The organism is Streptomyces sp. NBC_00154, from assembly GCF_026342835.1.
GTDB lineage: Bacteria > Actinomycetota > Actinomycetes > Streptomycetales > Streptomycetaceae > Streptomyces.
The window spans coordinates 7,892,560-7,916,756 of the sequence record NZ_JAPEMI010000001.1; the positions used below are offsets into that span (position 1 = coordinate 7,892,560).

Annotated in this window: 25 protein-coding genes and 3 pseudogenes; 15 read left to right on the forward strand and 13 right to left on the reverse strand. The window is 68.4% G+C overall.

Annotation, left to right across the window (positions count from 1 at the left end; translation table 11 throughout):
* Nucleotides 1-90: 90 nt before the first annotated feature.
* On the reverse strand, nt 91-1,356 hold the full coding sequence (locus tag OHA03_RS35780; RefSeq protein WP_267007763.1) for an IS701 family transposase: 1,266 nt from the start codon (nt 1,354-1,356) through the stop codon (nt 91-93).
* A gap of 23 nt (nt 1,357-1,379) precedes the next feature.
* Between OHA03_RS35780 and OHA03_RS35785 the strand changes: the two genes are divergently transcribed.
* The 4 genes from OHA03_RS35785 (at nt 1,380) to OHA03_RS35800 (ending at nt 5,542) form a co-directional block, all read left to right on the forward strand.
* Nucleotides 1,380-2,060 carry an SDR family oxidoreductase gene (locus tag OHA03_RS35785; RefSeq protein ID WP_267008275.1) on the forward strand — a complete coding sequence of 227 codons (681 nt, stop codon included), beginning with the start codon at nt 1,380-1,382 and terminating at the stop codon, nt 2,058-2,060.
* A gap of 314 nt (nt 2,061-2,374) precedes the next feature.
* Nucleotides 2,375-3,763 carry an IS1380 family transposase gene (locus tag OHA03_RS35790; protein WP_267007768.1) on the forward strand — a complete coding sequence of 463 codons (1,389 nt, stop codon included), beginning with the start codon at nt 2,375-2,377 and terminating at the stop codon, nt 3,761-3,763.
* 437 nt (nt 3,764-4,200) lie between these two features.
* Entirely contained in the window at nt 4,201-4,374 is a 174-nt protein-coding gene (locus OHA03_RS35795) for a hypothetical protein (protein WP_267007769.1), read from the forward strand.
* A 346-nt stretch (nt 4,375-4,720) separates the two neighbouring features.
* On the forward strand, nt 4,721-5,542 hold the full coding sequence (locus OHA03_RS35800; protein WP_267007770.1) for a hypothetical protein: 822 nt from the start codon (nt 4,721-4,723) through the stop codon (nt 5,540-5,542).
* A 248-nt stretch (nt 5,543-5,790) separates the two neighbouring features.
* On the opposite strand, the gene OHA03_RS35805 is transcribed toward OHA03_RS35800, so the two are convergent.
* From OHA03_RS35805 to OHA03_RS35825, 5 genes are all read right to left on the reverse strand, one after another.
* The gene (locus OHA03_RS35805) at nt 5,791-6,066 is read right to left on the reverse strand and encodes a hypothetical protein (RefSeq protein ID WP_267007771.1); all 276 of its coding nucleotides are present in this window, start codon (nt 6,064-6,066) and stop codon (nt 5,791-5,793) included.
* Nucleotides 6,067-6,113: 47 nt separating this feature from the next.
* A complete protein-coding gene (locus OHA03_RS35810) occupies nt 6,114-6,425 on the reverse strand; it encodes a hypothetical protein (RefSeq protein WP_267007772.1) in 312 nt (103 codons plus the stop codon).
* Between the two features lie 93 nt (nt 6,426-6,518).
* Complete coding sequence (locus OHA03_RS35815) at nt 6,519-7,229, reverse strand: hypothetical protein (RefSeq protein WP_267007773.1); 711 nt, start codon at nt 7,227-7,229, stop codon at nt 6,519-6,521.
* An 89-nt stretch (nt 7,230-7,318) separates the two neighbouring features.
* Nucleotides 7,319-8,968 carry a glycosyl hydrolase family 79 C-terminal domain-containing protein gene (locus OHA03_RS35820; protein ID WP_267007774.1) on the reverse strand — a complete coding sequence of 550 codons (1,650 nt, stop codon included), beginning with the start codon at nt 8,966-8,968 and terminating at the stop codon, nt 7,319-7,321.
* A gap of 142 nt (nt 8,969-9,110) precedes the next feature.
* Nucleotides 9,111-10,106: a LacI family DNA-binding transcriptional regulator gene (locus OHA03_RS35825; protein WP_267007775.1), complete on the reverse strand. Its 996-nt coding sequence runs from the start codon at nt 10,104-10,106 to the stop codon at nt 9,111-9,113.
* A gap of 131 nt (nt 10,107-10,237) precedes the next feature.
* Between OHA03_RS35825 and OHA03_RS35830 the strand changes: the two genes are divergently transcribed.
* The 4 genes from OHA03_RS35830 to OHA03_RS35845 all read left to right on the forward strand — a co-directional run bounded on the left by OHA03_RS35830 (nt 10,238) and on the right by OHA03_RS35845 (nt 15,749).
* Complete coding sequence (locus tag OHA03_RS35830; protein WP_267007776.1) at nt 10,238-11,161, forward strand: 5-dehydro-4-deoxyglucarate dehydratase; 924 nt, start codon at nt 10,238-10,240, stop codon at nt 11,159-11,161.
* Nucleotides 11,158-12,426 (forward strand): glucarate dehydratase family protein, encoded by a 1,269-nt coding sequence (locus OHA03_RS35835; RefSeq protein WP_267007777.1) that lies wholly within the window; start codon nt 11,158-11,160, stop codon nt 12,424-12,426. Before OHA03_RS35830 ends, OHA03_RS35835 begins: the two co-directional genes overlap by 4 nt.
* A gap of 40 nt (nt 12,427-12,466) precedes the next feature.
* A complete protein-coding gene (locus tag OHA03_RS35840) occupies nt 12,467-13,981 on the forward strand; it encodes a sodium:solute symporter family protein (RefSeq protein WP_267007778.1) in 1,515 nt (504 codons plus the stop codon).
* A 61-nt stretch (nt 13,982-14,042) separates the two neighbouring features.
* Nucleotides 14,043-15,749, forward strand: coding sequence for a hypothetical protein (locus OHA03_RS35845; protein WP_267007779.1), 1,707 nt, complete (start codon nt 14,043-14,045; stop codon nt 15,747-15,749).
* Nucleotides 15,750-15,773: 24 nt separating this feature from the next.
* Here the strand turns inward: OHA03_RS35845 and OHA03_RS35850 are convergent, their stop codons facing one another.
* The 3 genes and pseudogenes from OHA03_RS35850 to OHA03_RS35860 all read right to left on the reverse strand — a co-directional run bounded on the left by OHA03_RS35850 (nt 15,774) and on the right by OHA03_RS35860 (nt 17,182).
* A complete protein-coding gene (locus tag OHA03_RS35850) occupies nt 15,774-15,917 on the reverse strand; it encodes a SpoIIE family protein phosphatase (RefSeq protein WP_267007780.1) in 144 nt (47 codons plus the stop codon).
* Nucleotides 15,914-16,099 (reverse strand): hypothetical protein, encoded by a 186-nt coding sequence (locus OHA03_RS35855; RefSeq protein ID WP_267007781.1) that lies wholly within the window; start codon nt 16,097-16,099, stop codon nt 15,914-15,916. The genes OHA03_RS35850 and OHA03_RS35855 overlap by 4 nt, the downstream gene beginning before the upstream one ends.
* Nucleotides 16,100-16,437: 338 nt before the next feature.
* Nucleotides 16,438-17,182, reverse strand: a pseudogene (locus OHA03_RS35860) (IS982 family transposase).
* Nucleotides 17,183-17,370: 188 nt separating this feature from the next.
* On the opposite strand from OHA03_RS35860, the gene OHA03_RS35865 reads away from it, so the two are divergent.
* Entirely contained in the window at nt 17,371-17,571 is a 201-nt protein-coding gene (locus tag OHA03_RS35865) for a hypothetical protein (protein ID WP_267007782.1), read from the forward strand.
* Nucleotides 17,572-17,882: 311 nt separating this feature from the next.
* On the opposite strand, the pseudogene OHA03_RS35870 reads toward OHA03_RS35865, so the two are convergent.
* Nucleotides 17,883-18,486 (reverse strand): annotated as a pseudogene (locus OHA03_RS35870) (DUF1524 domain-containing protein).
* On the opposite strand from OHA03_RS35870, the gene OHA03_RS35875 reads away from it, so the two are divergent.
* Both OHA03_RS35875 and OHA03_RS35880 read left to right on the forward strand, forming a co-directional pair.
* A complete protein-coding gene (locus tag OHA03_RS35875; protein ID WP_267008295.1) occupies nt 18,404-18,601 on the forward strand; it encodes a hypothetical protein in 198 nt (65 codons plus the stop codon). The pseudogene OHA03_RS35870 and the gene OHA03_RS35875 overlap by 83 nt on opposite strands.
* A 79-nt stretch (nt 18,602-18,680) precedes the next feature.
* Nucleotides 18,681-18,860, forward strand: a pseudogene (locus OHA03_RS35880) (IS5/IS1182 family transposase); the annotation flags it as partial.
* A 273-nt stretch (nt 18,861-19,133) separates the two neighbouring features.
* On the opposite strand, the gene OHA03_RS35885 reads toward OHA03_RS35880, so the two are convergent.
* Entirely contained in the window at nt 19,134-19,658 is a 525-nt protein-coding gene (locus OHA03_RS35885; RefSeq protein WP_267007783.1) for a hypothetical protein, read from the reverse strand.
* Nucleotides 19,659-19,858: 200 nt separating this feature from the next.
* Nucleotides 19,859-19,993 carry a hypothetical protein gene (locus OHA03_RS35890; RefSeq protein WP_267007784.1) on the reverse strand — a complete coding sequence of 45 codons (135 nt, stop codon included), beginning with the start codon at nt 19,991-19,993 and terminating at the stop codon, nt 19,859-19,861.
* Between OHA03_RS35890 and OHA03_RS35895 the strand changes: the two genes are divergently transcribed.
* The 4 genes from OHA03_RS35895 to OHA03_RS35910 all read left to right on the forward strand — a co-directional run bounded on the left by OHA03_RS35895 (nt 19,992) and on the right by OHA03_RS35910 (nt 22,096).
* Entirely contained in the window at nt 19,992-20,198 is a 207-nt protein-coding gene (locus OHA03_RS35895) for an integrase core domain-containing protein (protein ID WP_267007785.1), read from the forward strand. The two genes, OHA03_RS35890 and OHA03_RS35895, sit on opposite strands and share 2 nt — an antisense overlap.
* 203 nt (nt 20,199-20,401) lie before the next feature.
* Nucleotides 20,402-21,247 (forward strand): GH25 family lysozyme, encoded by an 846-nt coding sequence (locus tag OHA03_RS35900; protein WP_267007786.1) that lies wholly within the window; start codon nt 20,402-20,404, stop codon nt 21,245-21,247.
* Nucleotides 21,248-21,371: 124 nt separating this feature from the next.
* The gene (locus tag OHA03_RS35905) at nt 21,372-21,962 is read left to right on the forward strand and encodes an N-acetylmuramoyl-L-alanine amidase (RefSeq protein ID WP_267007787.1); all 591 of its coding nucleotides are present in this window, start codon (nt 21,372-21,374) and stop codon (nt 21,960-21,962) included.
* A gap of 5 nt (nt 21,963-21,967) precedes the next feature.
* Entirely contained in the window at nt 21,968-22,096 is a 129-nt protein-coding gene (locus OHA03_RS35910) for a hypothetical protein (RefSeq protein ID WP_267007788.1), read from the forward strand.
* A 758-nt stretch (nt 22,097-22,854) separates the two neighbouring features.
* On the opposite strand, the gene OHA03_RS35915 is transcribed toward OHA03_RS35910, so the two are convergent.
* Nucleotides 22,855-23,703, reverse strand: coding sequence for a hypothetical protein (locus tag OHA03_RS35915; protein ID WP_267007789.1), 849 nt, complete (start codon nt 23,701-23,703; stop codon nt 22,855-22,857).
* Between the last annotated feature and the right edge of the window lie 494 nt (nt 23,704-24,197).

Genomic DNA, 24,197 nt, shown 5'->3' on the forward strand with positions numbered 1-24,197 from the left:
TCGGTGTGGGTATGTTGCGGTGGCAGGTGGGGCAGGCACCGGTCCAGAGGGCGAGGAGTATCTGCAGCTCGCGGACGACCTGGTAGAGGCTCAGGCCGGCGCCGCGTCTTTTGGGGCCCGGGCCAGTCGTTGCAGGGTGCAGAAGGCGTGCGCGACGGAGACGAGGGTGACGTGGTGGTGCCAGCCGTTCCAGGTGCGGCCCTCGAAGTGGGCAAGTCCCAGGGCCTGTTTCATCTCCCGGTAGTCGTGTTCGATGCGCCAGCGGAGTTTGGCGAGCCGGACCAGCGTGGTCAGAGGCATGCCGGAGGGCAGGTCGGACAGCCAGAACTGCACCGGCTCGCTCTCACCGGCGGGCCATTCGGCCAGCAGCCAGCACTCCGGCAGTTCCGGGCCGTCGGTGGCCTGGCGGATCTCGCGTCCGGCAGGCCGGATGCGCAAGGCCACGAAGCGGGAGTACATCCGCTTGCGGCCCGAGCGGCCGGTGCCGGGCCGGGAGCCCTCCCGCCACTGCACCGGCCTGGCCGCCTTCCGGCCCGCCGCGATGACCAGCTCCTTCACCGGCCGCGGCTTGTCGGGATACTTCGCCACCGGCGGGCGTCCGGACCCCGAGTACGGCTCGGCCACCGGCACCGCGCCGGCGGGCTGGGCCGACAGCGTGGTGGAGATCCCCACCACGTAGTTCAGGCCGCGGGCCTGCAGTCCGTGCCGGAACGCGGCGGCATCGCCGTATCCGGCGTCCGCGACGGCCAGCGGCACCTCGATCCCCCAGGAGCGGGTCTCGTCGAGCATGTCCAGGGCCAGCTGCCACTTCTCCACATGCCCGACATCGTCCGGGATGCCGCAGGCGGCACGGCGGGCGACCTTGCCCGCATCGGCCTTCGGTGAGGCGGGATCCCATGTCCCGGGCAGGAACAGCCGCCAGTTGACCGCCGCCGAGGCGTGGTCGGACGCGAGGTGGAGTGAGACGCCGACCTGGCAGTTGGTGACCTTGCCCGCGGTGCCGGTGTACTGCCGCGACACACACGCCGACGCGGTCCCGTCCTTCAAAAACCCGGTGTCGTCGAAGACCAGGGCCTCCGGCCCGATCGCCTCCTCCATCCGCCAGGCCAGCTGGGCCCGGATGTGCGCGGGGTCCCAGGGGCTGGTGGTGATGAAGTTGGCCAGTGCCTGACGATTGCCGTCCTCCCCGAGCCGGGCGGCCATCGGCTCGACCGACTTACGCTGCCCGTCGGTCAGCAGCCCCCGCAGATATACCTGCCCCCACCGGCGCTGATCCTTTCGCGCAAACGGCTCGAACACCTCCGCCGCGAACGTCTCCAACTCGCCACGCACCACAGCAATCTCGTCCGGAGTCACACACTCTCAACGCCACACCGGACCTGCAGGACACGCACCACCACAACCGACCTGACCAAGCCCTACTAGCCCAGCGATTCGCCGACCGTGGCGACACTGTCCTCATCACCAGCCGCACCACAACACACGCCGACACGGTGGCCGGCGAGATCGGCGGCGTGACCAGAGGCCTGGCCGTCGACCTGTCTCAGCCGGAGACGATCGCCGCGGCGCTCGGCGATGTGCGCGCCGTCGACAACCTGGTGATCACCGCCGCCAAACAGGGCGTCAACTCCCTCGCGGACTTCGATATTGCCGCAGCCATCGAGTCCGTGACCACCAAACTGGTCGGCTACACCGAGACCGTGCGAGCCCTGCGTGACCGGTTCAACCCCGGTGCGTCGGTCGTGCTCTTCGGTGGCCTGGCCAAGGAACGTCCCTACCCCGGTTCCACCATGGTGACTGCCTTCAACAGCGGCATCACCGGTCTGGTGAAAACCCTGGCCGTGGAAATCGCACCCCACCGCATCAATGCGATCCATCCGGGCGTCGTGGGAGACAGCCCCAAGTGGCGCGACGCGCCCGAGCACCCCCACCTGGCGCGGACCCCTATCGGACGCCTCGTGACCACGGCGGAGGTCGTCGATGCCACCGACTTCCTCCTCCGCAACACCGGCGTCAACGCCCTCGACCTGTTCGTCGACGGCGGACTGCGTGTCACCTGACACGACTGCGTCGACCAGGCTCTCGCGGCCGCGCAACCGGACGCTGAAGTTCCCCCCTGATCGTGGACAGCGGGTGCTTACACTGCGGGGGCGAGACCTCGTGTCGTCAGTGCCCTTGTTTCGAGCGGAGTGACGAACCCGCTGCGCCGCTCTGAGACGGGAGCGGCATCGGCCACATCGACGTGACCTGAGCCTGGATCCACCGGCTTGAGGTCTGTGGACAGTTTCTCGGGGAACGAAGAAGTGCCTTGTGACCTGCGATGATGAGGTTTCTCTAGGACCACATCAGGCACGATCAGCAAGGCACTTCCGAGATGCAATCTTCCCATGCCGCAGCGGCGGTCTCATCCGCGTTCGACGACCCGAACCTGATCGCGTGCGGCGGGCTGGAGCCGGTGGTGCGGTTGGCCGAGCGGTGTGGTCTGCCCGCGCTGGTCGGGGAGCACATCCGTCTGCCGGCCTCGAAGGACGGCACCGGTGCCTTCCCCGCGGCGAAAGTGATGTCGCTGGTGGGTGGCATGGTCGCGGGCGCCGACAGCATCGATGACATGCACCGGCTGCGGCACGGCGCGATGGGCCGCCTGTTCTCCGGTGTGCGGGCCCCGTCCACGTTGGGGTCGTTTCTGCGTTCCTTCACGCACGGGCATGTGAAGCAACTGCACGCCGTGGCCCGCCGGTTCCTGCCCGCACTGGCCCCTCACGCCCCGCTGCTGCCCGGCGCGGACCAGGTCGCCTACGTAGACATCGATGACACCATCCGCCGCACCTACGGCTACGCCAAGCAGGGCGCCGGTTACGGATACAGCAAGGTCAAGGGCCTGAACGCGCTGCTCGGTATTGTCTCCACACCCCTGGCCGCCCCGGTGATCGCCGCCACGAGGCTGCGCAAGGGACCATCGAACTCCGCGCGCGGGGCGGCAGCGTTCGTCGCCGAGACCATCCGCACCGCTCGCGCCTGCGGCGCGAGTGGCCTGCTGGTGATGCGCGCGGACTCGGCTTTCTACAGCGCCGATGTTGTCAACTCCTGCCGGGCGCTGGGCGCGCGGTTCTCCATCACGGTGCGGATGAACGCTTCCGTCAAGGCCGCCATCGCCCGTATCGATGAGGACGCCTGGACGCCGATCAAGTACCCCAAGGCGGTCTGGGACGAGGAGGGTCGATGCTGGATCTCCGACGCCGAGATAGCCGAGACCGGCTACACCGCCTTCACTTCCAAGCCGAAGAAGCAGCAGGTCACCGCCCATCTGATCGTGCGCCGCGTCAAACGCTTGAGCGCTGAAGCCGTCCCCGCCGGACAGGGCACGCTGTTTGACGCCTGGCGCTACCACGCCGCGTTCACCGACTCCCCGCTCTCCTTGAACGATGCCGAGCGTGATCACCGCCGGCACGCCGTCGTCGAGCAGGTGATCGCGGATGTCAAGAACAGCGCCTTCGCCCACGCGCCCTCCGGGCATTTCCAGGCCAATGCCGCGTGGCTCGCCCTGGCAGCCCTGGCGCACAACCTGACCCGCGCCGCCGGCGCGCTGGCCGGCACGTTCCATGCCAGAGCGACCACCGCCACCATCCGTGACCACCTGATCAACGTGCCCGCCCGCCTGGCCTGCTCGGCCCGGCGCTTCACCCTGCACCTGCCCGAACGCTGGCCCTGGAACACGGACTTCACCCAACTCTTCAGCATCGTGCACGCGCCACCAGCCCTCTGACACTCTCTGACCGACCTGCCCGAAAGGGCCCGAGACCTGCGGAAAGTGGAAAGGCTGGGCAGACCAGCGGCCACCCCACGCCCGAATCCGCAACTCAGCCCCGACACGCCCTGCACGACCCCGAACCGATCACACCACAATCAAGCCGGTGGATCCGGGCTGAGCTGCGAATGTAGTGATCGTTTCGGATTGTAGTGATCATCGCGAAATTTCCCTTTCTCGGTGGGCTGTGGTCTGCCCTCTGTGGGAGTGATCTCTGCTGTCGTGCCGCGCTCGCAGCTGATGGTCCGGCTGCCTCTGGAGTGGAGCCAACCGACGGGCCGAGGCCCTGAATGCCAAGCAACAGACCTCCCGTCTCTCCCGCCGCAGCCCAGCACGTTGACGCCACGGAGGACGAAGGGGCCGACATCGTCAGCTACCCAGCCAGCGTTCGCGGCGTGCCGCCCGGCGTCCAGAGTGCGGAGGCCATTCCCGCGGGACGTTTCGCCGGCTGCCCGGGCACGGCCGGGGCGGGCAGCTCCGCCTCGCCGCGCTCGGCAATCCGTCCGACTCGCACGTCCGAACTCCTGGAGGGCGTCGGCGTGGTGCTGCAGCTGGACGAAGAGCCCTGATGTGACCGTCGCGGCGTCCTGCGGGGTGTAGAGGGACCACGGGCTCGACAGCGCGGTCACCACAGCCTGGGTCGTCTCCTTCGCCGCGCAGACCATCTCCACCGAGTCCCGGGATCGTGCATTCCGTACTCGACCGCGCAACGGACCTCCCCGACGAGGTCGTTGGGCTCGTGCACGGCCCGCTCGTACACCTCATCAGAACCCGGCCTGGCTGGCCCCACGCTCCCTCTGCCCCCGCGGAGGTGACCTTTCACCGACCGGGGCCGGACGGTCGGCGCCCGGGCATACAGTGTCGGGGGCTCGCTCCCGGGGTGCGGGGGGCGGCCGCAGGCCGAAGGCGGGGGGCATGGACAGCAGCGAGTACGACGAGTACGAGGCCATTGTCAGAGTCCGCAAGGGTGCGCGTTTCACGCGGTCGAGTAAGACCGCGGGCGCTCATCGCGGCATGACACGTGACCCCAACACCAACGAGAGGGGTAATGCCGAGATCTTCTTGAAGGAGGAGAACGAGCCGGATCCGGTGGCAGCGTGCCCGCAGGGCTGGCCCGACTCTGACCAGTACGAATCGGAGGCCCGGGAGCAGGAGCGTCGAGAGAACGCGGAGTTCCTCGCCGAGGTCGTCTTCCAGATCGGCCTCAAAGTGGCGGAGAAGGCCGCGCCGCACGTCAGGAAGTGGTGGTCCGAACAAGCGCTTCCGGCAATGAAGACGAAGTGGAACGACCAGGCGCTCCCATCCGTGAAGGCGAAGTGGACCAGCGTGCGAAGTCGCACCAGTGACCGCCGGGCAGAGGTCGCAGAGGACCTGCAGGAAGCCGTCACCGTTTCAGGCGATCATAGAAAGACCATGAGCGGCGCAGAGGCGCGGGAGCGGTTGTCTGCTGCGGTGATGGCCAGGATCTACAGCGATGGGCAGCTACGGCTGGTGCGCAACGCCCGGGTCGTGGACGAGGGGGAGGACGGTCCGGTCGAGGTGGGGGCGACGGACGACCTCACGCCCCAGCGCATCGGGGAGTACGTCGCGTTGATGCTCGAGGCGAACCCTTCGCTGCTCGGCGAGGACACTCTGGCCGAACTCGGGAGGCTTGTCGCGAACATTCGAGCCGACGGCGGCCACGTTCCCATCCCGAGAGCGGAAGGTGTGCTGCCCTACGACAAGGGGAGCGACTGACGAGGGGGCGACCGCGGTGGGCTGAGCCCCGGTCGGAGAGCCAGCTCGTCGGACCCGTCGAAGAACCGCCCTTAGAACGGTCCGCGGCCTCGACGCCAGCGCTGGGCAGTCGAAGGCGATACGGGCACCCGGGCCGTCGGAAAAGGACCCGAACCACGGGCACCTCGTCGGCGGCCCATTTCACTTGAAGCGGCGGGGACTGGAACGGAGCATCAGCCACCGCACCAGTCCCGGACCCTACTCAGGCCTCAGCAGAACCATCCGTTCTGCACCCAGCCGTTGCGGTTGACGTTGCCGTAGGCGAAGCCGTACACCCAGTCACCGCTGACGCTCTTCACATCGAAGGTCTGGGGGTAGGACAGTGTGCCCATCCAGGCCCCGCCGGGATCGGTCCGCACGTACAGGCTGTCCGCACAGACCGTCATCCGGACACCGGGGATACCGTTCGCCGCCTGGGCCGGGGCCGCGGTCAGCCCGACCCCGAGCGTGGTCAGGCATATGAGGGTCAGAGCGCCCGAACCCACCCGGGACCTCACGCTCCGGCGCGATGCCTTTGCATCACGGCGCAGGCTCACCATGATCCGTAACCTCCTATGCACTCCTCACGTACATAGCCCCAATCGTTGGGGCCGAAGTCGAAGGTCGCCGCCCAGCCGTTGTACACGGGGTGGACTCCGGGGGTGTGGCCGACCTTGTCCCCGTAGGGGAGGACGCGCAGGAGGCCGGTGGGGCCGGACGCACTGTCATAGTTCGCGTAGAAGCTTGCGCTCTGACAGACGATGATCGCGTGAGTGGGAACCACAGCAGCATCGGCCGCTGGTGCCGTCAGGGCGAGAGGAGCGGCCACGGCGACAGCCGCTGCAAACCGCGCGAGTACCGACATTTTTCTCCTATAGGTGGGGGTGCGTGGGGGGTGTGTGGGGGTGCGAAATTCAGCGAGACGCGCCGCGGACACCCAGCCGCGCGGCGCGGGCCTTCAGTCGTTGTCGTTGTAGAAGGTGATGCCGCGCCAGTCGGTGACGCAGTCGCGGTCCATGAACACCCAGCCCAGACCGGTGTCTCGTACTGCGATGGCCGGGTTGGAGCCGTTGGTGGTGTAGCGGTACGCAACGGTGCTGCTCGGCGTGCCCGCCGGGTCGCGCAGCGAGCCGGCGGTGTAGGAGCTCGAGGTGTAGTAGTTGAAGTACGCCCCGCAGCCCGGGTTGACTGTGATCGAGGTGCCGTCCTGCGCCGCGTGCGCGGCGGCGTTGAAGTCGTAGCCGAAGGAGCGGCGGTGCCCGAGCGCGTCCTTGGTGCTGTCGCTGCAGGACTCCGGGACCGAGGCCGTGGGGTTGTTGCTGAGTGCGCCGGGCGGGATCCAGGCGCAGAGGTTGTTGTTTCCGTAGTTTCGGCCGTAGTGGTAGTTACTCGGGTTGGTCTGGTGGACATCGAAGGACGAGCCGGCCATGGCGGTGCCGATCCAGTAGCCGCAGGGCATGTTCTGCAGCCAGGTGCCGGCCGGGACGGTTCCGCTGTTGTTGCACACTGTCGGCTTGGGGGAGTTGGGCTGGATGACGTAGCGGTTCACCGCGGCCTGCGCGGTGGTGCTGATGGTCAGCAGTCCGGCGACGGCACAGCCGGCGGCCAGCACGGCTGTGATCCGCCCGTGGCGGCGCAGGAGCCCTCTGCGCTGGTGCGTTCTGCTCATGATGATCCTCTCCTTGGCAGGGGTGGCAGGAACGTGCCCCACGGTGAGCCGCCGGCTCGCATGGCCGTAGCGGAGAGCCGGCCAATGGCTCAGCGGGAGAAGCGGACGATCTGCGCGGTGCCGGGGGCCACAGTGATGGCCGAGATATTGGCGCCGACGTGCACCGGCTCGCTGTATGGCGTGTGGTCGGGGGTGCCCGCAGGGGTTACGGAGCTGCCGCCGAGGGTGATCGCGCCGGCTTCCAGGGAGGTGAGGCCGCCGGGGGCGGAGCTGGCCAGGGTCGTTTGCCGACCGGAGCGGAAGCCCTTGGGGAGCTTCAGCGTGACCGTGTCGTCGGTGGCGTCCGTGGCGGTCGGGTCCTGGACGTTGATGAGCACCACGCTCAAGCTCGAGTCGTCGCCCCTGATCGCGTACGCACGCAGCTTGCCCAGGTCCTCGTCCGGCAGGGCCAGGTCGACGAAGCGGCCCTGGGGAAGCTGGCGGAAGGTCCACAGGCCGTAGTAGAGGGCAGAGGCCGACAGTTGGTGGGTGTCGAGGGCGGACTGGTCGGCGGCGCAGAAGGCGCCGTAGTAGCGGTACGAGATGGGGTAGTCGGCGGAGTCGCGTGGCTTGAAGTCGCCGCAGACGGCCGCCGTGTTGGTGTGGAAGAGCAGTCGGCTGACGCCGTTCTGGGCGGTCTCCAGGAGATAGTCGAGCGACCACAGGGACGATCCGTAGGCATCGCTCACTCCGGGCTGGCCGCTGCAGGAGGCGCTGTTGGATTCGTTGAGCGTCATCGGCACGGTGTGGTGCAGCCGGTCGCCGACGGCTTTGATGCCCTGCAGTTTGGTGCGGGCGGTGAGGTAGGTGCCGGCGGACATGAGCTGCGGCATGGTGGCGGTCGACGTGCCGCAGTGGCTGCCGGCGTAGAGGTGCGAGGCCAGTTCGGCGAGGGTACGCCGGGGGGCGTCGGGACCGTCGGCCAGGGCGGCATCGGTGAACCCGTTGATGGTGGAGTTGGTGACTGCCGTGTTCGCCGACGGCCCGGTCATCTTCAGGTGTGTGTCCGGCAGCGCGGTGTCGATTTCGTCCTGGTAATGCTTGACGGTGGACCACATCTCGGCCGGGGTGAGCGTGGTGACGTTGTCGTACTCGTTGCCCACCTCGACAGAGAGCAGGTCGTCGCCGAGCGTGGCGTGCGCGGCCTTCACCTCTGCTACCACCTGGTCCATCGTGACCTGCGGAGCCGGGTCCTTCGCCGGGTTCTTGAGCTTGGCCGGGTCGATGAGGGACTTGAGCGGTACGCCCAGGGTGACCTTCCACCCGGTGGCGTCCAGCAGCTTCTTCAGGCCGTCGAGGTCCGCCTGGTCGGCGGTGCCGCCGATGGCCTGCGCCGGCGCGGGGTTGTCCTTGAACGTGCCGAAGGCCGGCCATACCAGGTCCATCGAGTAACCGCCGAGGCGCAGAACGCCGTGATCGCCGAGCGTCTTCAGCCGCTCGGCGAGCAGGTCCTTGGTCAGATAGCCGTGCGCGAAGTCCGCCGACTCCACGGAGAAGCCCTGCATGCCGACCTTCAGCCGGGTCTGTGACGCAGAGCCCGATGCGTCCAGGGCGAAGGGTGTCGCCGACCGGGCCGTCTGCCCGGCCCCCGGCCCCGGCGCCGGGTCGGCGAAGGCCTGGCCGGCGCAGACGAAGAGAGCGGCGGCGGCCGCCAGGGCGGCCGGCCGCAACAGCGTGGCGGGCGAGGTGCGCATACGCATGGTGAGGGCTCCTTGGACCGGGCTGATGCGTCTCGACGAGCAAGATCCACCTAGTAAACGTTTTCTCGCTGGTGGACCTTGCAGCCCCTCCGAGGGGTCTGTCAATGCCTGGGACACAAACGGCAGTTGAGGCCGGTCGGGCTCAAGCCCGGGCCGCGCCCGTCGAAGCCCGCACCACGAGTTCGGTAGGCAGCCGGACCGTGCCGGTCCGGCCCGCCTTCGTCAGCTGGTTCCACAGCAGGTCCCAGGCGCGGCGGCCCACTTCCTCGGTCGGCAGCCGTACGGTCGTCAGCGGCGGGGCGAGGAACTGCGCGACCGGAATGTCGTCGAACCCGGCCAGCGAGATGTCCCCTGGCACATCGAAACCGCGCTCGCGCATCCGAGCCAGACTCCCGATGGCCACCAGGTCGTTGAACGCCACGACGGCACTCACCCCGGCGGCCACCAGCGCGGGCAGCGCGCGATAGCCGTCGTCGCTGGTGGATCCTGCGGGCTCCACGGTCACCCGGATCCGCAGGCCGGCGGCGGTGTCGCCCAGGGCGCGCTGACGCTCTGCGTCCGACCAGGAGGTCGGCGGTCCGGCGAGGTAGCCGATGTGCCGGTGGCCGAGCCCGGCGAGGTGGCGCACGACCTCGGCCATGCCCGCGTACGAGTCCACTCCGGCCGAGCTGATGGGCAGATCACCGACCGAGCGGTTGGTGCACACGAGCGGGCCGCGGCCGAACCGTGCGAGGTCGTCCAGCGCCAGCCGCGGCGAGCAGAGCACCAAGCCGTCGCAGTGCAGGGCGAGTTCCTGGATCAGCGTCCGCTCCTCGTCCGGGCTCTCCTTGGCGTCGGCCACGAGCAGCCGGTGGTCCTGGGCAGCGGTCGCATCGGCCAGCCCGCCCAGCAGCTCGGAGAACGACGGATTGCGCAGGTCAGGCACGACGACGCCGATCAGTCGGGTCACCCCGGCCTGCAGATTTCGGGCGGTGCCGCTGGGCCGGTAGTGCAACTCCGCCGCCGCGAGTCGCACCCGACGGATCAGCTCGGGGTCCGTCACGCGCCTGCCGTTGAGCACGCGCGAGACGGTCGCGGTCGACACCCTGGCCACACGGGCGACGTCGACGATGGTCGGCCTGCGGGTCACCTCGGGCATGCCAGGACCTTAACCCCATGCAAGGGGGTTGCCCCATCCCGGAGCCGTTCCCTAGAGTCCACGTCCAGCATTCCTGAACATAATCTTCGTTCACATACATGCACATCTCTGTCGGCTCGAGGGGTTTCGTGATGCCGCATCTCGATGGCGTGCTGTTCTTTCCGGTCACCCCCTTCGACGCTTCCGGCGCGCTCGACACGGCCGCGCTGGCCAAGCACCTGGAGGCCGGTCTTGAGGCCGGTCCCGGCGGCGTGTTCACGGCCTGCGGAACCGGGGAGTTCCACGCTCTGGCCCCGCAGGAGTACGCCGAGGTGGTAGGCGTCACCGTCGAGGTCACTGCCGGCCGGGTGCCGGTGTACGCGGGTGCGGGCGGTGCGTTGCCCCTGGCCCGGCAGTTCGCCCGGGCGGCCCGGGACGGCGGCGCGGACGGCCTGCTCCTTCTCCCGCCCTATCTCGTGCAGACGCCGGCCGCCGGCCTTGTGGCGTATGTCGAGGCGGTGGCAGCCGCCACCGAGCTGCCGTTGATCGTGTACCACCGCGACAACGCCCGCTTCGACCCTGCCTCGGCGGCCGCCACCGCCCGCCTCCCACAGGTCAGCGGCTTCAAGGATGGCATCGGCGACCTGGGCCACCTTGCGCGCATGGTGACGGCGGTCCGCGGCGAACTGGGCGGTAAGCCGTTCCAGTTCTTCAACGGCACGCCTACCGCGGAGGCAACGGTCCTGGCCCACCGCGCGATCGGCGTCGACCTGTACTCCTCCGCGGTCTTCTGCTTCGCTCCGGAGATCTCGCTCGCCTTCTACCACGCCGTACGGGACGGCGACGACGAGCTCGTCGAGGCCCTGCTGTCCCGGTTCTTCCACCCGCTCGTCGCCCTGCGCGAGAAGGTCCCGGGATACGCGGTCGCGCTCGTCAAGGCAGCCGTACGCCAGCGTGGCCTCGACGTGGGCGGCGTCCGCCCGCCGCTGGTCGACCCCACCCCGGAGCACTTGGCGGAGCTGCGCCGGATCACCGAGGCCGGGCTGGCCGTGTGCGACGAGGCCGGTGTGCGATGACGGACCGGCTGCGCATCACCGAAGTCACCCTCACCCCGGTCGCCTTCCGTGACCCACCGCTGCTCAACGCCGTGGGCGTGCACGAGCCGTATGCGTTGCGGGCGATCGTGGAGATATCCACCGACCAGGGCCTCACCGGCCTGGGCGAGACATACGCCGACGAGGGTCACCTGCGCCGCCTCGCCGTCGCTGCCCGCGCGATCACCGGCATGGACGTGCACGCACTGGGCACGATGCACCAGCGCATCGCGGCCGAACTCGCGGGCGACACAGGCGCCGACGGCCACGGCCTCACCGGCATGATCACCTCCAGCTCCACCACCGACCGGGTCTTCTCGCCCTTCGAGGTCGCCTGCCTCGACATCCAGGGCAAGACCGCCGGCCGCCCGGTGGCCGACCTGCTCGGAGGCGCCGTACGCGACGAAGTACCGTTCAGCGCCTACCTCTTCTACAAGTGGGCCGCTCACCCCGGCGCCGACCCCGACTCCTGGGGCGAGGCCCTGGACGCCGACGGCATCGTCGCCCAGGCCCGTCGCATGGTCGGCGAGTACGGCTTCTCCGCCATCAAACTCAAGGGGGGCGTGCTGCCGCCCGAGGAGGAGATCGAGACCATCCGCGCCCTGCGCGCGGCCTTTCCCGAGCATCCGCTGCGCCTGGACCCCAACGCTGCCTGGTCCGTACCGACCTCGCTCAAGGTCGCCGCCGACCTCGACGGCGTCCTCGAATACCTCGAGGACCCCACACCCGGGCAGGCCGGGATGGCGCAGGTGGCCCGCGAGGTGCCGATGCCGCTGGCCACCAACATGTGCGTCGTCGCCTTCGACGAGGTGGCGCCTGCGGTCGCCCAGGACGCGGTGCAGGTGGTGCTCTCCGACCACCACTACTGGGGCGGCCTGCACCGCTCCAAGCTGCTCGCCGGCATCTGCGACACCTTCCGGCTGGGCCTGTCCATGCACTCCAACTCCCATCTGGGCATCAGCCTCGCGGCCATGGTCCAGCTCGCCGCGACCACCCCCAACCTCACCTACGCCTGCGACACGCACTGGCCCTGGAAGACCGAGGACGTGATCGCACCGGGAGCGCTCACCTTCGATGGCGGCGCGGTAGGGGTGCCGCGTGCCCCGGGTCTCGGTGTCGAACTGGACCGGGACGCGCTGGCCCGCCTGCACGAGCAGTACCTGGCGTGCGGGCTGCGCAACCGCGACGACACCGGATACATGCAACGCCTCCACTCCGACTACCGGCTCCGCTCGCCGCGCTGGTAGGTGGCCGCTTCCCTCCGCAGTCCGCTCTTAAGGAGTTCTCATGGCTTGGCTCGACTGGGTAGCCCTGTGCGGCTACTTCCTGGTGATGCTGCTGATAGGCGTGTGGTCCCACAAGCGGATCAGCGGCGTCAGCGACTACTTCACGGGCGGGGGCCGGATGCCGTGGTGGCTGTCCGGCATCTCGCACCACATGTCCGGCTACAGCGCGGCGGTCTTCGTCGCGTACGCCGCCGTCGCCTACAGCTACGGCATCACCGTCTACTTCTGGGCCTTCGTGCCGCTGGCCCTCGCAACCGGCGTCGGCGCGTTTCTCTTCGCGCCGCGCTGGAACCGGCTGCGGGCCCGCTTCAACGTCGTCTCCCCGCTGGAGTATCTGGCGAAGCGCTACAACATCCCGACCCAGCAGGCGCTCGCCTGGAGCGGTGCGCTGCTGAAGGTCTTCGATGTCGCCGCCAAATGGGCCTCGGTGGCGATCCTGCTCAACGTCTTCACCGGCATGTCGATGACGACCGGAATCCTCATCACCGGCGTCGTCACCCTGTTGTACTGCACGGTGGGCGGGCTGTGGGCGGACGCGCTCACCGACTTCGGCCAGTTCGTCATCCAGGGGGTCGCCGCACTGTCCATGCTGATCGCCGTGATCGTGAAGCTGAACGGCCACGGCGGGCTCGGGGGGATGTGGGACAAGCTCCCCGAGGGGCACACCCACCCGCTCGTCGGCCCGTACACCGCGGGCTTCCTCACTGCGTACATCGTCATCAAGCTGTTCGAGTACAACGGCGGCATGTGGAACCTGGCCCAGCGCTACATGGCCACCGAGAACGCCCGTGGCGCCCGCCGCTCGGCCCTGTTGTCCGCCGCGCTCTACCTCATCTGGCCGGCCGTGCTGCTCTTCCCGTCCGTGGCCGCCGGGGTGCTGATGCCGCACGTCGCAGACCCGCAGCAGGTCTACGCGCTGATGGCCAAGCAGTACCTGCCGATGGGCCTTATCGGCCTCACGCTGGCCGGCATGTTCTCCCACACCATGGCGATGGCCTCGTCCGACGCCAATGCTATCTCCGCGGTCATCACCCGCGACATCATGCCGGTCGTCTCGCGGCGGGCCCGCTCGATGAGCGCCGAGGCCGGGCTGCTGGCGGCGCGGGTGTGCACGGTCGCCTTCGTGTCGATCAGCATGATCGTGGCGATCCAGGCCGACCACTTCGGCGGGGTCCTCGGCATCATCGTGAAGCTGGTCGGGGCCGTGATGGGCCCGATCTCCATCCCGATGCTGCTCGGTCTGCTGCCGGCCTTCCGGCGCTGCGGGCCGATCGCGGCGCTCGCCTCGTGGGCGCTGGGGCTGGGGGCGTACTTCCTGCTCACGTACGGCATCGAGCCGGCCAACCAGACCTGGCTGGTGGCCACGCCCCTGGTGACATCGCTGATCGTCTACATGGGGGTGGGTCTGGTCAAGCCGGAGCCCTCCGGCGAGGCCGACGCGATCGTCGCTGCGATCGGCTCCGACGGTCCGCAGGGCGCGGCGACCGAGGCGCCCGTACCGGTGGCCGCCGACTGACGCAGGAGAGCGCGGGGCCCGGGGCACGCCCCCGGGCCTGTCCACCCCGGAAGGAGCCCCCATGAAACGCCCCGGCGCACGCGTTCTCGCCTGTGCTCTCGCCCTGTCCGCCACTGTCGCCGCGGCCACCGTGAGCCCGGCTGGCGCCGACGCCCCGGTGCATACGGCCGCAACCTCAGTCCGCGGCGGCGCAGTCCCCGACCACTTCGTTGGACTCAGCATCGAATGGTCCCTGGTCGAGCGGTACATGAACCCCACTGCCCGGCCCGCCTTCGTCAACCTGCTGCGCAATCTGCACACCGGAGTCCTGCGCATCGGCGGCTCCTCCCAGGACCAGATGCCTTTCGATGCGACGGCGCCCAACAACAACCGCGTGATCACACCGGAGGACCTTGCGTACGTCCGTGCCACCCTGGACGCGGCCGGAGACGGAAACGACCACGGCAAGCCCCGCTGGGGCGCCGTCCTGGGCACCGCAATGTCCCCGCCCACCGACACCAAGCCGTGGGTGAGCCCCGAGCACGCCAGGAACTTCATCACCCAGGGCGTCGGGCCTGCCTTCCCCGGGGAGGCCGCGAAGGAGGTCGCGGGCATCGAGCTGGGCAACGAACCCGACCTGTCCTACGGCTCGAACCTCGACCGCTACCTGGGCGACCTCGCCACCTACGCCGACCCGGCCGTGACCGGCCCATACCCCGTCATCGCGCCCAACACCAGCGAGGACATCCTCCCCTGGACCACCCTCGCCGACCCGACCGCCGCCACCCGCTACTTCCATAGCTGGCCGCAGATCCTGGACACCGGTGCGCCGCTGATGAAGCCGCGCGCCGGCGCCTTCGACGCGTACGCCTCCGACCACTTCTACCCGCTGGCCCGCACCTGCACCAACAAGCCCTACCGCTGCCCCAGCACCACCACCCTGCTCTCCGACGAGCACCTGGCCAGCCTCGACTACGAGGTCTACACCCACGCCACCAAGGCCGCCGAACACGGCCTCGGCTACCGGCTCGAGGAGACCAACACCGCGGCCAACCGCGGCGCGGACGGAGTCAGCAACGTAGCCGCATCCGCGACGTACGCCCTGTCCCTGATGTTCCACACCGCCTGCCCGCACCCCCCGGACCAGCCCGGTGCGAACGCCGCCTGCACCACCGGCGCCGAAGGCGTCAACTTCCACAACGCAGAAATCCGCGCCTTCTTCTCCCCCGAGGAGGGTAACGCGTACTACAACGCCGTCGATTACGACCCCACCGAGGCCATGGGTGCCCCCACCGCGGCCCCGCTCTACTACGCCATACTGCTCTTCGCCCGCTTCGCCCAGGACACCATCGGCCTGCACCAGGCGGACGTCACCACCGTCGATGCGCAGGAACGAAAGCCCGAAGCCTGGCAGGTCGAGACGGACTCCGGCGAGCACCGGCTGTTCCTCATCAACAAGGCCGACCACCCCGTGACGGTCACCGTGTCCGCCTCCGGCGCAGCTGCGGAGATCGACCGAATGACCCCGTACGACCCGGACGGCAACCGGACCCTCGACGCCCCTCAAGTCCGCATCGACGGCCGTCAGGTCGCCGCCGACGGTACCTGGCCGGGCTTCCGACCTGCCGCGGTCCACACTTCCGGAAACCACACGACCTTGACCCTGTCCGCCGGCGAAGCCGCGGTCCTGACGTCCCCGAGTCGGCCGCGCGAAGAAGCCGCAGCCGATCAGCTGAGCCGGTCGATGAGGACCACCGCCACGTCGTCCGCCAAGGGGCCTTCGGTGTGATGGAGCAATTGCTGGTGCAGGTGTTCAGGAACTGCTGGGGGTGTCGGCATGCATGCCTTCTATGGCTTCCGCCAGAGCGAAGAAGTTGTTGTCCCGGTTGCGGGCTTCGATCACGCCGTCGGTGTAGAGCAGCAGACGGTCACCGGGCAGGAACGGAACCCGGGTCATCCGCGTAGTGCCTCCCGGAAGGCGCCCAGCACCACCGCGACCGCGCGCATGGCATTCAGCCTCTTGCCCCGTACGTCTCCCACGATCATCCGGACGCCGTAGCGAGTCTGAACGGCCTCGTACAGATCACCGCCGACCTGTGCTCCTGTCTCGGCTGCCAGCCACAGGCTGGCCGCCCGCACCCAGCCGTGCGGGGACAGGTCGCAGGATGACCTGCGCCGCCACCCCCCGCCGTGGGGACCTTATTGCTCAGAGGGAGCGCGGTCGCCGCCGCCGCCGCCGACTGCGGCGGCGACCGCCAGCCACCCACTGTCCCGGAGGGGCGGCAACTGCACTTGTCGTGTCATGACCCTTTCACGCTTCTCACTCGAACCGCATCCGGTGTCCGGGAGAGGCCTGCTGGCGCCTCTTCCTTTTATAGGAGAAGACGGACGTGTTCTTGTCCGTCGGCTTCGTCTGATTCCTCTTTTTGGCGGTCATGGTCACGTTCCTGGCTGCCTCGATGATCAATTCCAAGGGGTCAGTGGTCATAGGCGGTCAGTGAGCGCAAGACGGGCTGTCCAGTGCGGTCTTTGTGCCAGATCGCGGCCGTCAGCGCGAGGATTCGCTGCATGACGCGGGCGACGACGCCGCCGAACGTGCGCCCTCGGTGTTGTTCGAGATCGAGTTGGCCTTTGAAGGTCTCATTGACCGACTCGATGACCTGCCGCAATAGCTTGAACAGGGGCGCTCCGGGCCGCTCCGGCTCGCCTTTGCGGGCCGGCCGCAGCAGGCAGCCGGATGTCCTGCTCGGCCAGTTCGTGTTCAAGGCCCGGCCGAAGTAGTTCTTGTCGCCGATCAGTGTCTGGGCGGGCCGGTCGGCGACGAGGCCGGGTTCGGCTGGGAGCAGGTCCAGCAAGGTCTCTCGCTCGTCGGCCTTGGCCCCGGTCAGAGCGAAAGCGACGGGCAGGCCCTGGAGGGTGCACACGAGGTGTAGCCGCAGGCCCCAGAAGAAGCGGCTGTGACTGGCGCAGTACCCGTACTCGGCCCATCCGGCCAGGTCGGAGCGCTTGACGGTCTCGCGTGAACGGCCACACTCCACCGGCGTGGAGTCCACGATCCACACGTCGTCACTCCCCACCGAGGTATCAGTGGCCAGCAGCCGGGTGACCCGTCGAAGCAGTCCGGCGCCCTTGCGTAGACGCTTGTTGGTGCGGAGACGCCTTCAGCAGGTCGTCGGTCTTCACATAGAGTGCGGTCGCGAGGGTGTCCAACTCTGTCTTCACACACTGACGTTGGACGCCCTCGTCCCATGCGCGCAGCCGATGCCTTGGAATCGATCGTCTCGTGGGCAACCCTGTCGACGGCCCCCGGGGCAAGCCTGCAAGTAATGATTTCCAGGCGTCTGTAGAGAGGGTGTGGTGGTGTCGCTTTTGGCCCCGGACGTCGACGCTCATGGGGCTAGCTTCCGATTATGGCGATTGCCCCGGAATCGGAATGGTCGGGCCTGCCTGAGGTGTCTCTGCCGCATCCCGAGATCACCTATATAGGGTGCGCTCGGTGCGGGACGCAGATCGCGGGTCTCGATGGCCGGTATGCGTGTGCGGGTTGTGGCTGGGTCAACGACTGGTCCGAAGGCCACGGTCCGCTCCCCGAAACCGGGCGCCCGACCTGAACTTTCGTCCATCACCGGGGCTCTGCCGTTCTCAAGCCGAAGTGGGAAGCGTGGCGGCCACTGCCGTGACGCGGGAGACCGGACCAACGAATCCGCGGCTTTGCCCACACAGACGTCCCATTCCATCTCGCCTGCGGCGTCGGCCGCGGCGTGGACCTGCTGCAGCAGACGTTCCCAGGTGCCGTCGGACGACCACAGCAGCGGAGCGCCTTTGCTGTCAGCCGCGATTTCCGGTCGGCTTTCCGTCGTTCCGTCCCGCCGGATGCCTCCGGCGGGACGGACGCACTGCTGCCGACGTGAGGTTGGGGGAGTCAGCAACCGTTGAGGACTGAGGACAGGGCGCTCTTCTCGGCGGAGTCGACCGAGAGTCCGTAGTAGTACTTCACCTGGACCCAGGCGCGGGCGTAGGTGCAGCGGTAGGTGGTGCGGGAGGGCCACCAGGTGGCGGGGTCCTGGTCGCCCTTGGACGGGTTGACGTTGTCGGTGACCGCGAGCAGTTGGGGGCGGGTGAGGTCGTTGGCGAGTGCCTGCCGCTTGGAGGTGGTCCAGTTGTCGGCGCCCGAATCCCACGCTTCGGCGAGGGAAGATGAGGTGGTCGATGTCGACGTCGGAGACGGCGGACCAGGTGGCTCCGTCGTAGGGGGAGTACCAGCTGCCGCTCGTGGCGGCACAGGAGGAGTCGGTGACGACGCTGGAGCCGTCGCGCTTGAGGACGGTCTCGCGGGTGTCGCAGTTGCCGCTGATGGTGATCCAGTGGGGGAACAGGTCGCGGCTGTAGCCGGTTCTGGAGTGTTCGGCTGACACGGTGAGGGAGGCAAGGTAGGAGCGGGCGGTGGCAGCACTGACCGGGGTGGGCAATGCGGCCTGTGCGGGAGTGGTGCCGAAGATGGTGAGGGCGGTGGTGGCGGCTGCCATGAGGCTGGTGCGGATGCTGCGGCGGGCTCTGGTGCGCATGGGTTTTGGCACCCAGGGTGAGGAGTTGGGGGGTGGGCTCGCGCACATGATGGGCCCGGGCGGTCTATGCGTGTAGATCCCGGACGGTGAAATTTTGTGATGGCACGTCAACTCCGTCCTGTCTGGCTCTGGGTATGAGAGGCGGCAGCACTCCGACCCGGACGCCGCTGCTGTCGGACGCGAACGGACTGCCCCTGGTCGTCGGCTTCTCGGCCGCCAACCCCCACGACAGCGGAGGCTTGAAACCCATGGTTGAGGGTTACGAAACGAGGCACGACCCACACCGTGACAGGTACTTCAAGCCCCACCGCATGTACGCCGACAAGGCCTACGAGTGACCAGTGAAGTCAAACGTCAAGCTCAGCAGAACCATCCGCGGCAGGGATGCGGACCTTGGCTGGGGAGTGCTCCAGGGCGACCGTGGCGGTGACGATCGCCCTGCAGCAAGGGCCCGTTCTGAGGCGTTGAAAGGCCATCAACTCCTCGACGACCGAGGAAGGTTTGCCGCCCGCAGGAGGTGTCCGAGCAGGTGAACCGGCGGACGGCGTGGGCCTCTGAGCCCCGGAGGTACCCCCGTCCGCCGGATGGGGACACTTCTGTCTGTCGGCTCAGCAGCCGCCGCAGTTGTAGTAGAGGACGTCCCAGTGGTTGCCCTCGTCCGCGTAGATGTTCCCGGAGCCGGACTTGTACTGGGGAGCGCCGTCGCCGCGGAGCCCTATGTAGCTGAAGGCGTTGTGGATGTAGTTGGTGAGGCAGGTGGACTTGGCGTAGTCGAGCTTGTAGCCGTTCCAGTGCGAGTACGTACCGCTGGCGTGCCCGGTCTCGGTGCCGCCGGTGATGTTGAGCGCGCAGCCGGTGGCGCTCTTCAAGGTCTGGGCCCCCTGGGCGGTGGCGAGGTTGAGCTGCTCGAAGGATGTGCAGGTGGGGTTGTTCCGGTCGGAGCAGCCGCCGGAGGACGACCAGGTGATGCCGGACGAGCGGAACATGGACGTCGCCTGTGCGTGCGTGAGCTTGGTGACGGCGTGGGCCTCGGTGGCGCCGCTACCCAGAACCCCGATACCGGGGGCGAACGCGGCGCCGAGGACGAGGGCGAGCGCGGTCAGGGCCGAGCGTAGTTTCGGGCGGTGCAACATAGGGGGTTTCCTCCTGCTCATGACAATTTTGGGACCGAGCTGCCGCATGGTGGAGCAGGGAGATAGTGCCCGAGTTCTACGCGCGTCACAAGAGCGCGTCCGGACGAGTTTGCCATGGAGGTTGAACGTGTTTTGATCCGCGGTCAGAGGGTCACGGTTCGAGCGACGCCAACAATGCTGCCGGGCACCACCGACAGCGGTCACAGCAAAGGCAACTGGCCTGCCTGGAACAGCTCGACCGTCCGGTTGTAGCGAATGCTGTGTCCGCCTGCGATCGAGAATTGCACGCCGGGTTCAGCCGTCAGGTCGGGTAAGGAATGCGATACATGTGCCATGACCGAGGCCATCAACGGCTCGTTCAAGGCTGAGCTGATCGAACATCAAGGACCCTGGCGGGACGCTGACCAGGTAGAACGTGCTGTCGTCCAATGGGTCGGCTGGTACAACACCGAGCGCCTGCACTCCGCCCTCGACTACCTCCCGCCCGAGCAATTTGAGGCCCATCACTACCAATCCCGGGCCGCCACGAACGCCGCCTGAAACCACACAAACCGGCCGCTACGAAACTCGGGACAGTTCATCGCTTCTCCCCGACGCACAGCCTGTACACGCTCCTGATGGGCCAGGTTGCTCGTCGTGCCCTTGCGGATCCGGCCTCACTTTACGCGCGTAGCTTTGACGTGTACAACTCACATTGCACCCTCCGGGCTCGGTCGCACCACCAACACCTTTGGAGGTCCCCCATGCACATCTCCAGATCCCGCTTAACCCCACTGGGTCGCGCCGCCGCCACCCTCGGCGCCCTCACCATCACCCTCGGCCTGCTGGCCGGCAGCACCGCCCAGGCCGCGCAGTCCCAGGGCGGCCAGATCCCGCTAGGCGCGGGCTACCTGGGCGTCACCATGCACAACACGCAAACGGCCCCCGGTTCGGTCAGCCCCATGGCTGCCACCGACGGCGTCCAGGGCATCGACGTCTCGCACTACCAGGGGACGATCAACTGGACCTCGGTGCGCAACTCCGGCAAGCAGTTCGCCTGGATCAAGGCCACCGAGGGCACCAGCTACAAGGATCCGATGTTCGGCTCCAACTACACGAACGCGTACCACGCCGGTGTGATCCGCGGCGCGTACCACTTCGCCCGGCCCGACGCCTCCAGCGGGGCCACCCAGGCCAACTTCTTCGCCTCCAACGGCGGCGCCTGGTCCAGGGACAACCTCACGCTGCCCGGCGTACTGGACATCGAGGGCACCTGCTACGGCCTGTCCCAGACGGCGATGCGCAACTGGATCCTGGACTTCTACAACACGTACAAGACCCGGACCACCCGAGACATCGTCATCTACACCAGCCCCAGCTGGTGGAACACCTGCACCGGCGGCTGGAGCGGCATGGCCACCCGCAGCCCGCTCTGGGTGGCCCACTGGACCACCGCCGCCAGCCCCACGATCCCGACCGGCTTCCCGGCCTGGACGGTGTGGCAGTACACCAGCACCGGCACGGTGTCGGGCATCTCCGGCAACGTGGACCGCGACAAGTTCAACGGCACCCGCGACCGGCTCCTGGCCCTGGCCAACAACACGCCATGACCGCCGCGAGCTGGTGACAGCCCCCCAGGCAGGCGGGCCGCTGACGACCGTCGAGCGGCCCGTCCCGCCCTCGGCCTGCACGGCACGAACGCACACACATCCCTGACTGCGTTACGGAGCCCCCATGGACATCGCGTACCCGTCACGGCGCGGCCTGCTGAAAGGCGGTGTCGTCGCCGCCGCTGCCACCGCGCTCGGACCGCTCGCCTCCGGCACCGCCCGCGCCGCGAGCTACCCGACCACCCACTGGATCCCCGCCAGCACCTCGAACTACACCGTCTCCAACCGGCCCACCAGCTATGCCATCGACCGGGTCGTCATCCATGTCACCCAGGAGTACTTCCAGGACGCCCGGCGGATCTTCCAGGACCCCGCACGGAAGGTGTCGGCGCACTACATGCTCGCCTCGGCGGACGGCTACATTGCCCAGTTCGTCCGGGAGAAGGACATCGCCTGGCACGCGGGGAACTGGAGCTACAACACCCGCAGCATCGGCATCGAGCACGAGGGGTGGGTCGACGAACCGAGCTGGTTCACGAATGTGATGTACCGACAGTCGGCGCAGCTCACCGCCGCGATCTGCACCCGGTACGGCATCCCCAAGGACCGAACCCACATCATCGGGCACTACGAGGTGCCAGGAACGGACCACACCGATCCCGGTCCATACTGGGATTGGGCCAAGTACATGACCTACGTCAAAGCCGCCGTCTGACCGGCTTGGGCCTGCTCGCCGCAGGCTTCGCCCCCACCCTGCCGCTCCTCATCGCCGCCGGCGCCCTCATCGGCCTCACCACCGTGGCCGCTCAGGTCGTCGGCCCGCCGGCGGCCGGACTGGGGCCGCCGTAGCCCGGGGTCGTGGTGGTGGGGTCCGGCACCCCTGCGTTGCGCAGCCGGGTTGCAGCTCCTGGTCGTCGGCGGGGCTGCAGGCTGGGTTCGCCGGACGGGAGCAGGGCGCTGCGCTGCGGCCCGACGCAATCTATCCGGGTTGCCACCTGGCCTTCCGTCGCGCCCACCAAGTGCCGCTGCCCGCCGGGGCCGCGACACGGCCGCCGCCCTCGCCTACGAGCACTGCCGCAGCTGCTGGGACCAGGACTGACGTGAGGCGCAGCCGTCCGGCTGTGCCCGTCGGAGCCACCGTCGGTCAGGGGGTGGGCGCCTCGGTGAAGTAGTCGATGTCAGACTCCCAATATCCGTCTCTTCGCAGCTGTAGCGTTCGGTTGTGGACGTCCTCGACGAGCATGCTTCTGAACTCGCCTTCGCTGTCCAGGGGCGGCTCCCCGTCTGCGGCGAGCTCAGACTCGAAGCGGGCGCGGATCTGTTCGGCTGCGACGTAGCCGAGGCAGCCGCGGTCTTCGTAGCAGCGGGAGTGCTCCGGGGCTGTGGGAGGGACGCTCTGGTGGACGCCGCGTGTGTGGCTGCAGCCGGGGTGTGCGCAGCGGGCAGGCGTGAGGCCAGGAGAGGGCTTCGCGCAGGCTCCGGATCTGCTTCTGGACGGCTGGCGCAGCGCGGGGAGAGAGCGCGACCCCGATCTCGCCGACGTCAGCTCACCCACTGACAGCACAACGACGAACCAGCAGTGACAAGCCCGTGGTTCATCCGGCTGGTCAGATGTGAAGGCGCAGGTAGACCAGGAGAGCGTCGTCCGGTACGTCTTCCAAATAGCGCTGCACGGCGAGGTACGACCCCGGTGCGATGTCCGGTGCGTGGGGGCACACGGCACGGCCGCCGCAGGCGCTGTGGAGCCCTTCCTCGCCGTCCCCGTACCACCAGCCCTCCAGGGTGAGCACGTTGTCGAAGCCCGGCCACCTCGAGTGATCACGGATGAAATCCTCGCGGGAGAGACCGCCGACGCTCTGGAGGGGATCGTGGCAGTCCAGGAAACTGGTGCCGTAACGGTGGCTGCGGGCTGCGCTCTTGAGCTCGTCGAGGGCCGACAGGTAAGCCCCAACGAGAGGCTGTGCCCTGTAGCGCTCATAGGCCGGCGTCCAAGGGTCCGGCTCCCCCTCCATGCGGAACAGGAGGAAGGGCGGTACGTCCATCTCCGCCTTGCTGCGTTCCACAAATAGCTCGAGCGGCTCGGGAGCGGGATGGCGGCCGGACAGCTCCACCCACAGGTCCCAAGCGCGGCCCGCCAGGGCGACGGACTCGGTGTGGGTCGCGCTGAAGTCCAGTAGGCCGCGCGGGCCGCCCGCGCACATGCCGGGCAGACTGGGCGCGTTTGTGCCGTCGAACCGCGGCCGGTCGTGGAGGAGGCGCGGATCCGACTCGAAGCCGGCCAGGACAGCAAATCCGGACCCCTCGGCACCACCGTAGATCCGGTAGTGGTCCCAGATATCGAACTCCCCGCCGAGCCCCCTCTCCCGTTCGAACGGAGCCATCGCCTCCGCGAGCGCCGCGTCCACCCGCCCTGCCGCCGAACCCGGCAGGCACACCACTATCCTCATTCCGGTCATGACCTGATCATGCCGAAGGGACGGCAAGCGCCTCCAGCCGGTTTCGTACGGGCGTTGGATGGAGGCTGCTTGCCGGTGGCGGTTCCCCTTCCGGCCTGGGGCATGCCGGTGGGGTGGGTTCCGGCGGTCGGGCCGTGCGTGTTGGCTGTGGGGCATGCTCGCTGCTCGACCATGACGCGCTCGCGAGGTGGGCGTCGGGGACTGGGCCCGCGCCGTGGCACTGACGGCGTAAGAAAACCGGCGGGGCTTGTGGGCCCCGCCGGGTGCATCCCCCGCTTCCCCTGAGAGGGAATCAGGAGGGGGCCATCGTATGCCGCGGGGTGGGTGTGTGGATCGCGCGGGGGTGGCGGCCTGGGGGCAACGACGTTGGGCCCTCGCAGTTCTGACATGACGTGGTCATTCAGATTTTACTGCCGATCATCTACCCGCATAGACCCCGGCGGCGCCATCCTGTACCCGCACCTCACACCACGCCCAACACCCAGCACAGGAGC

Coding starts and splice junctions, on each gene's coding strand:
- OHA03_RS35790 (WP_267007768.1), top strand. CDS start 2,375: ATGCAATCTTCCCATGCCGCAGCGGCGGTCTCATCCGCGTTCGACGAC.
- OHA03_RS35800 (WP_267007770.1), top strand. CDS start 4,721: ATGGACAGCAGCGAGTACGACGAGTACGAGGCCATTGTCAGAGTCCGC.
- OHA03_RS35810 (WP_267007772.1), bottom strand. CDS start 6,425: ATGTCGGTACTCGCGCGGTTTGCAGCGGCTGTCGCCGTGGCCGCTCCT.
- OHA03_RS35815 (WP_267007773.1), bottom strand. CDS start 7,229: ATGAGCAGAACGCACCAGCGCAGAGGGCTCCTGCGCCGCCACGGGCGG.
- OHA03_RS35820 (WP_267007774.1), bottom strand. CDS start 8,968: ATGCGTATGCGCACCTCGCCCGCCACGCTGTTGCGGCCGGCCGCCCTG.
- OHA03_RS35825 (WP_267007775.1), bottom strand. CDS start 10,106: ATGCCCGAGGTGACCCGCAGGCCGACCATCGTCGACGTCGCCCGTGTG.
- OHA03_RS35830 (WP_267007776.1), top strand. CDS start 10,238: ATGCCGCATCTCGATGGCGTGCTGTTCTTTCCGGTCACCCCCTTCGAC.
- OHA03_RS35835 (WP_267007777.1), top strand. CDS start 11,158: ATGACGGACCGGCTGCGCATCACCGAAGTCACCCTCACCCCGGTCGCC.
- OHA03_RS35840 (WP_267007778.1), top strand. CDS start 12,467: ATGGCTTGGCTCGACTGGGTAGCCCTGTGCGGCTACTTCCTGGTGATG.
- OHA03_RS35845 (WP_267007779.1), top strand. CDS start 14,043: ATGAAACGCCCCGGCGCACGCGTTCTCGCCTGTGCTCTCGCCCTGTCC.
- OHA03_RS35850 (WP_267007780.1), bottom strand. CDS start 15,917: ATGACCCGGGTTCCGTTCCTGCCCGGTGACCGTCTGCTGCTCTACACC.
- OHA03_RS35865 (WP_267007782.1), top strand. CDS start 17,371: ATGGCGATTGCCCCGGAATCGGAATGGTCGGGCCTGCCTGAGGTGTCT.
- OHA03_RS35885 (WP_267007783.1), bottom strand. CDS start 19,658: ATGTTGCACCGCCCGAAACTACGCTCGGCCCTGACCGCGCTCGCCCTC.
- OHA03_RS35895 (WP_267007785.1), top strand. CDS start 19,992: ATGACCGAGGCCATCAACGGCTCGTTCAAGGCTGAGCTGATCGAACAT.
- OHA03_RS35890 (WP_267007784.1), bottom strand. CDS start 19,993: ATGGCACATGTATCGCATTCCTTACCCGACCTGACGGCTGAACCCGGC.
- OHA03_RS35900 (WP_267007786.1), top strand. CDS start 20,402: ATGCACATCTCCAGATCCCGCTTAACCCCACTGGGTCGCGCCGCCGCC.
- OHA03_RS35905 (WP_267007787.1), top strand. CDS start 21,372: ATGGACATCGCGTACCCGTCACGGCGCGGCCTGCTGAAAGGCGGTGTC.
- OHA03_RS35915 (WP_267007789.1), bottom strand. CDS start 23,703: ATGACCGGAATGAGGATAGTGGTGTGCCTGCCGGGTTCGGCGGCAGGG.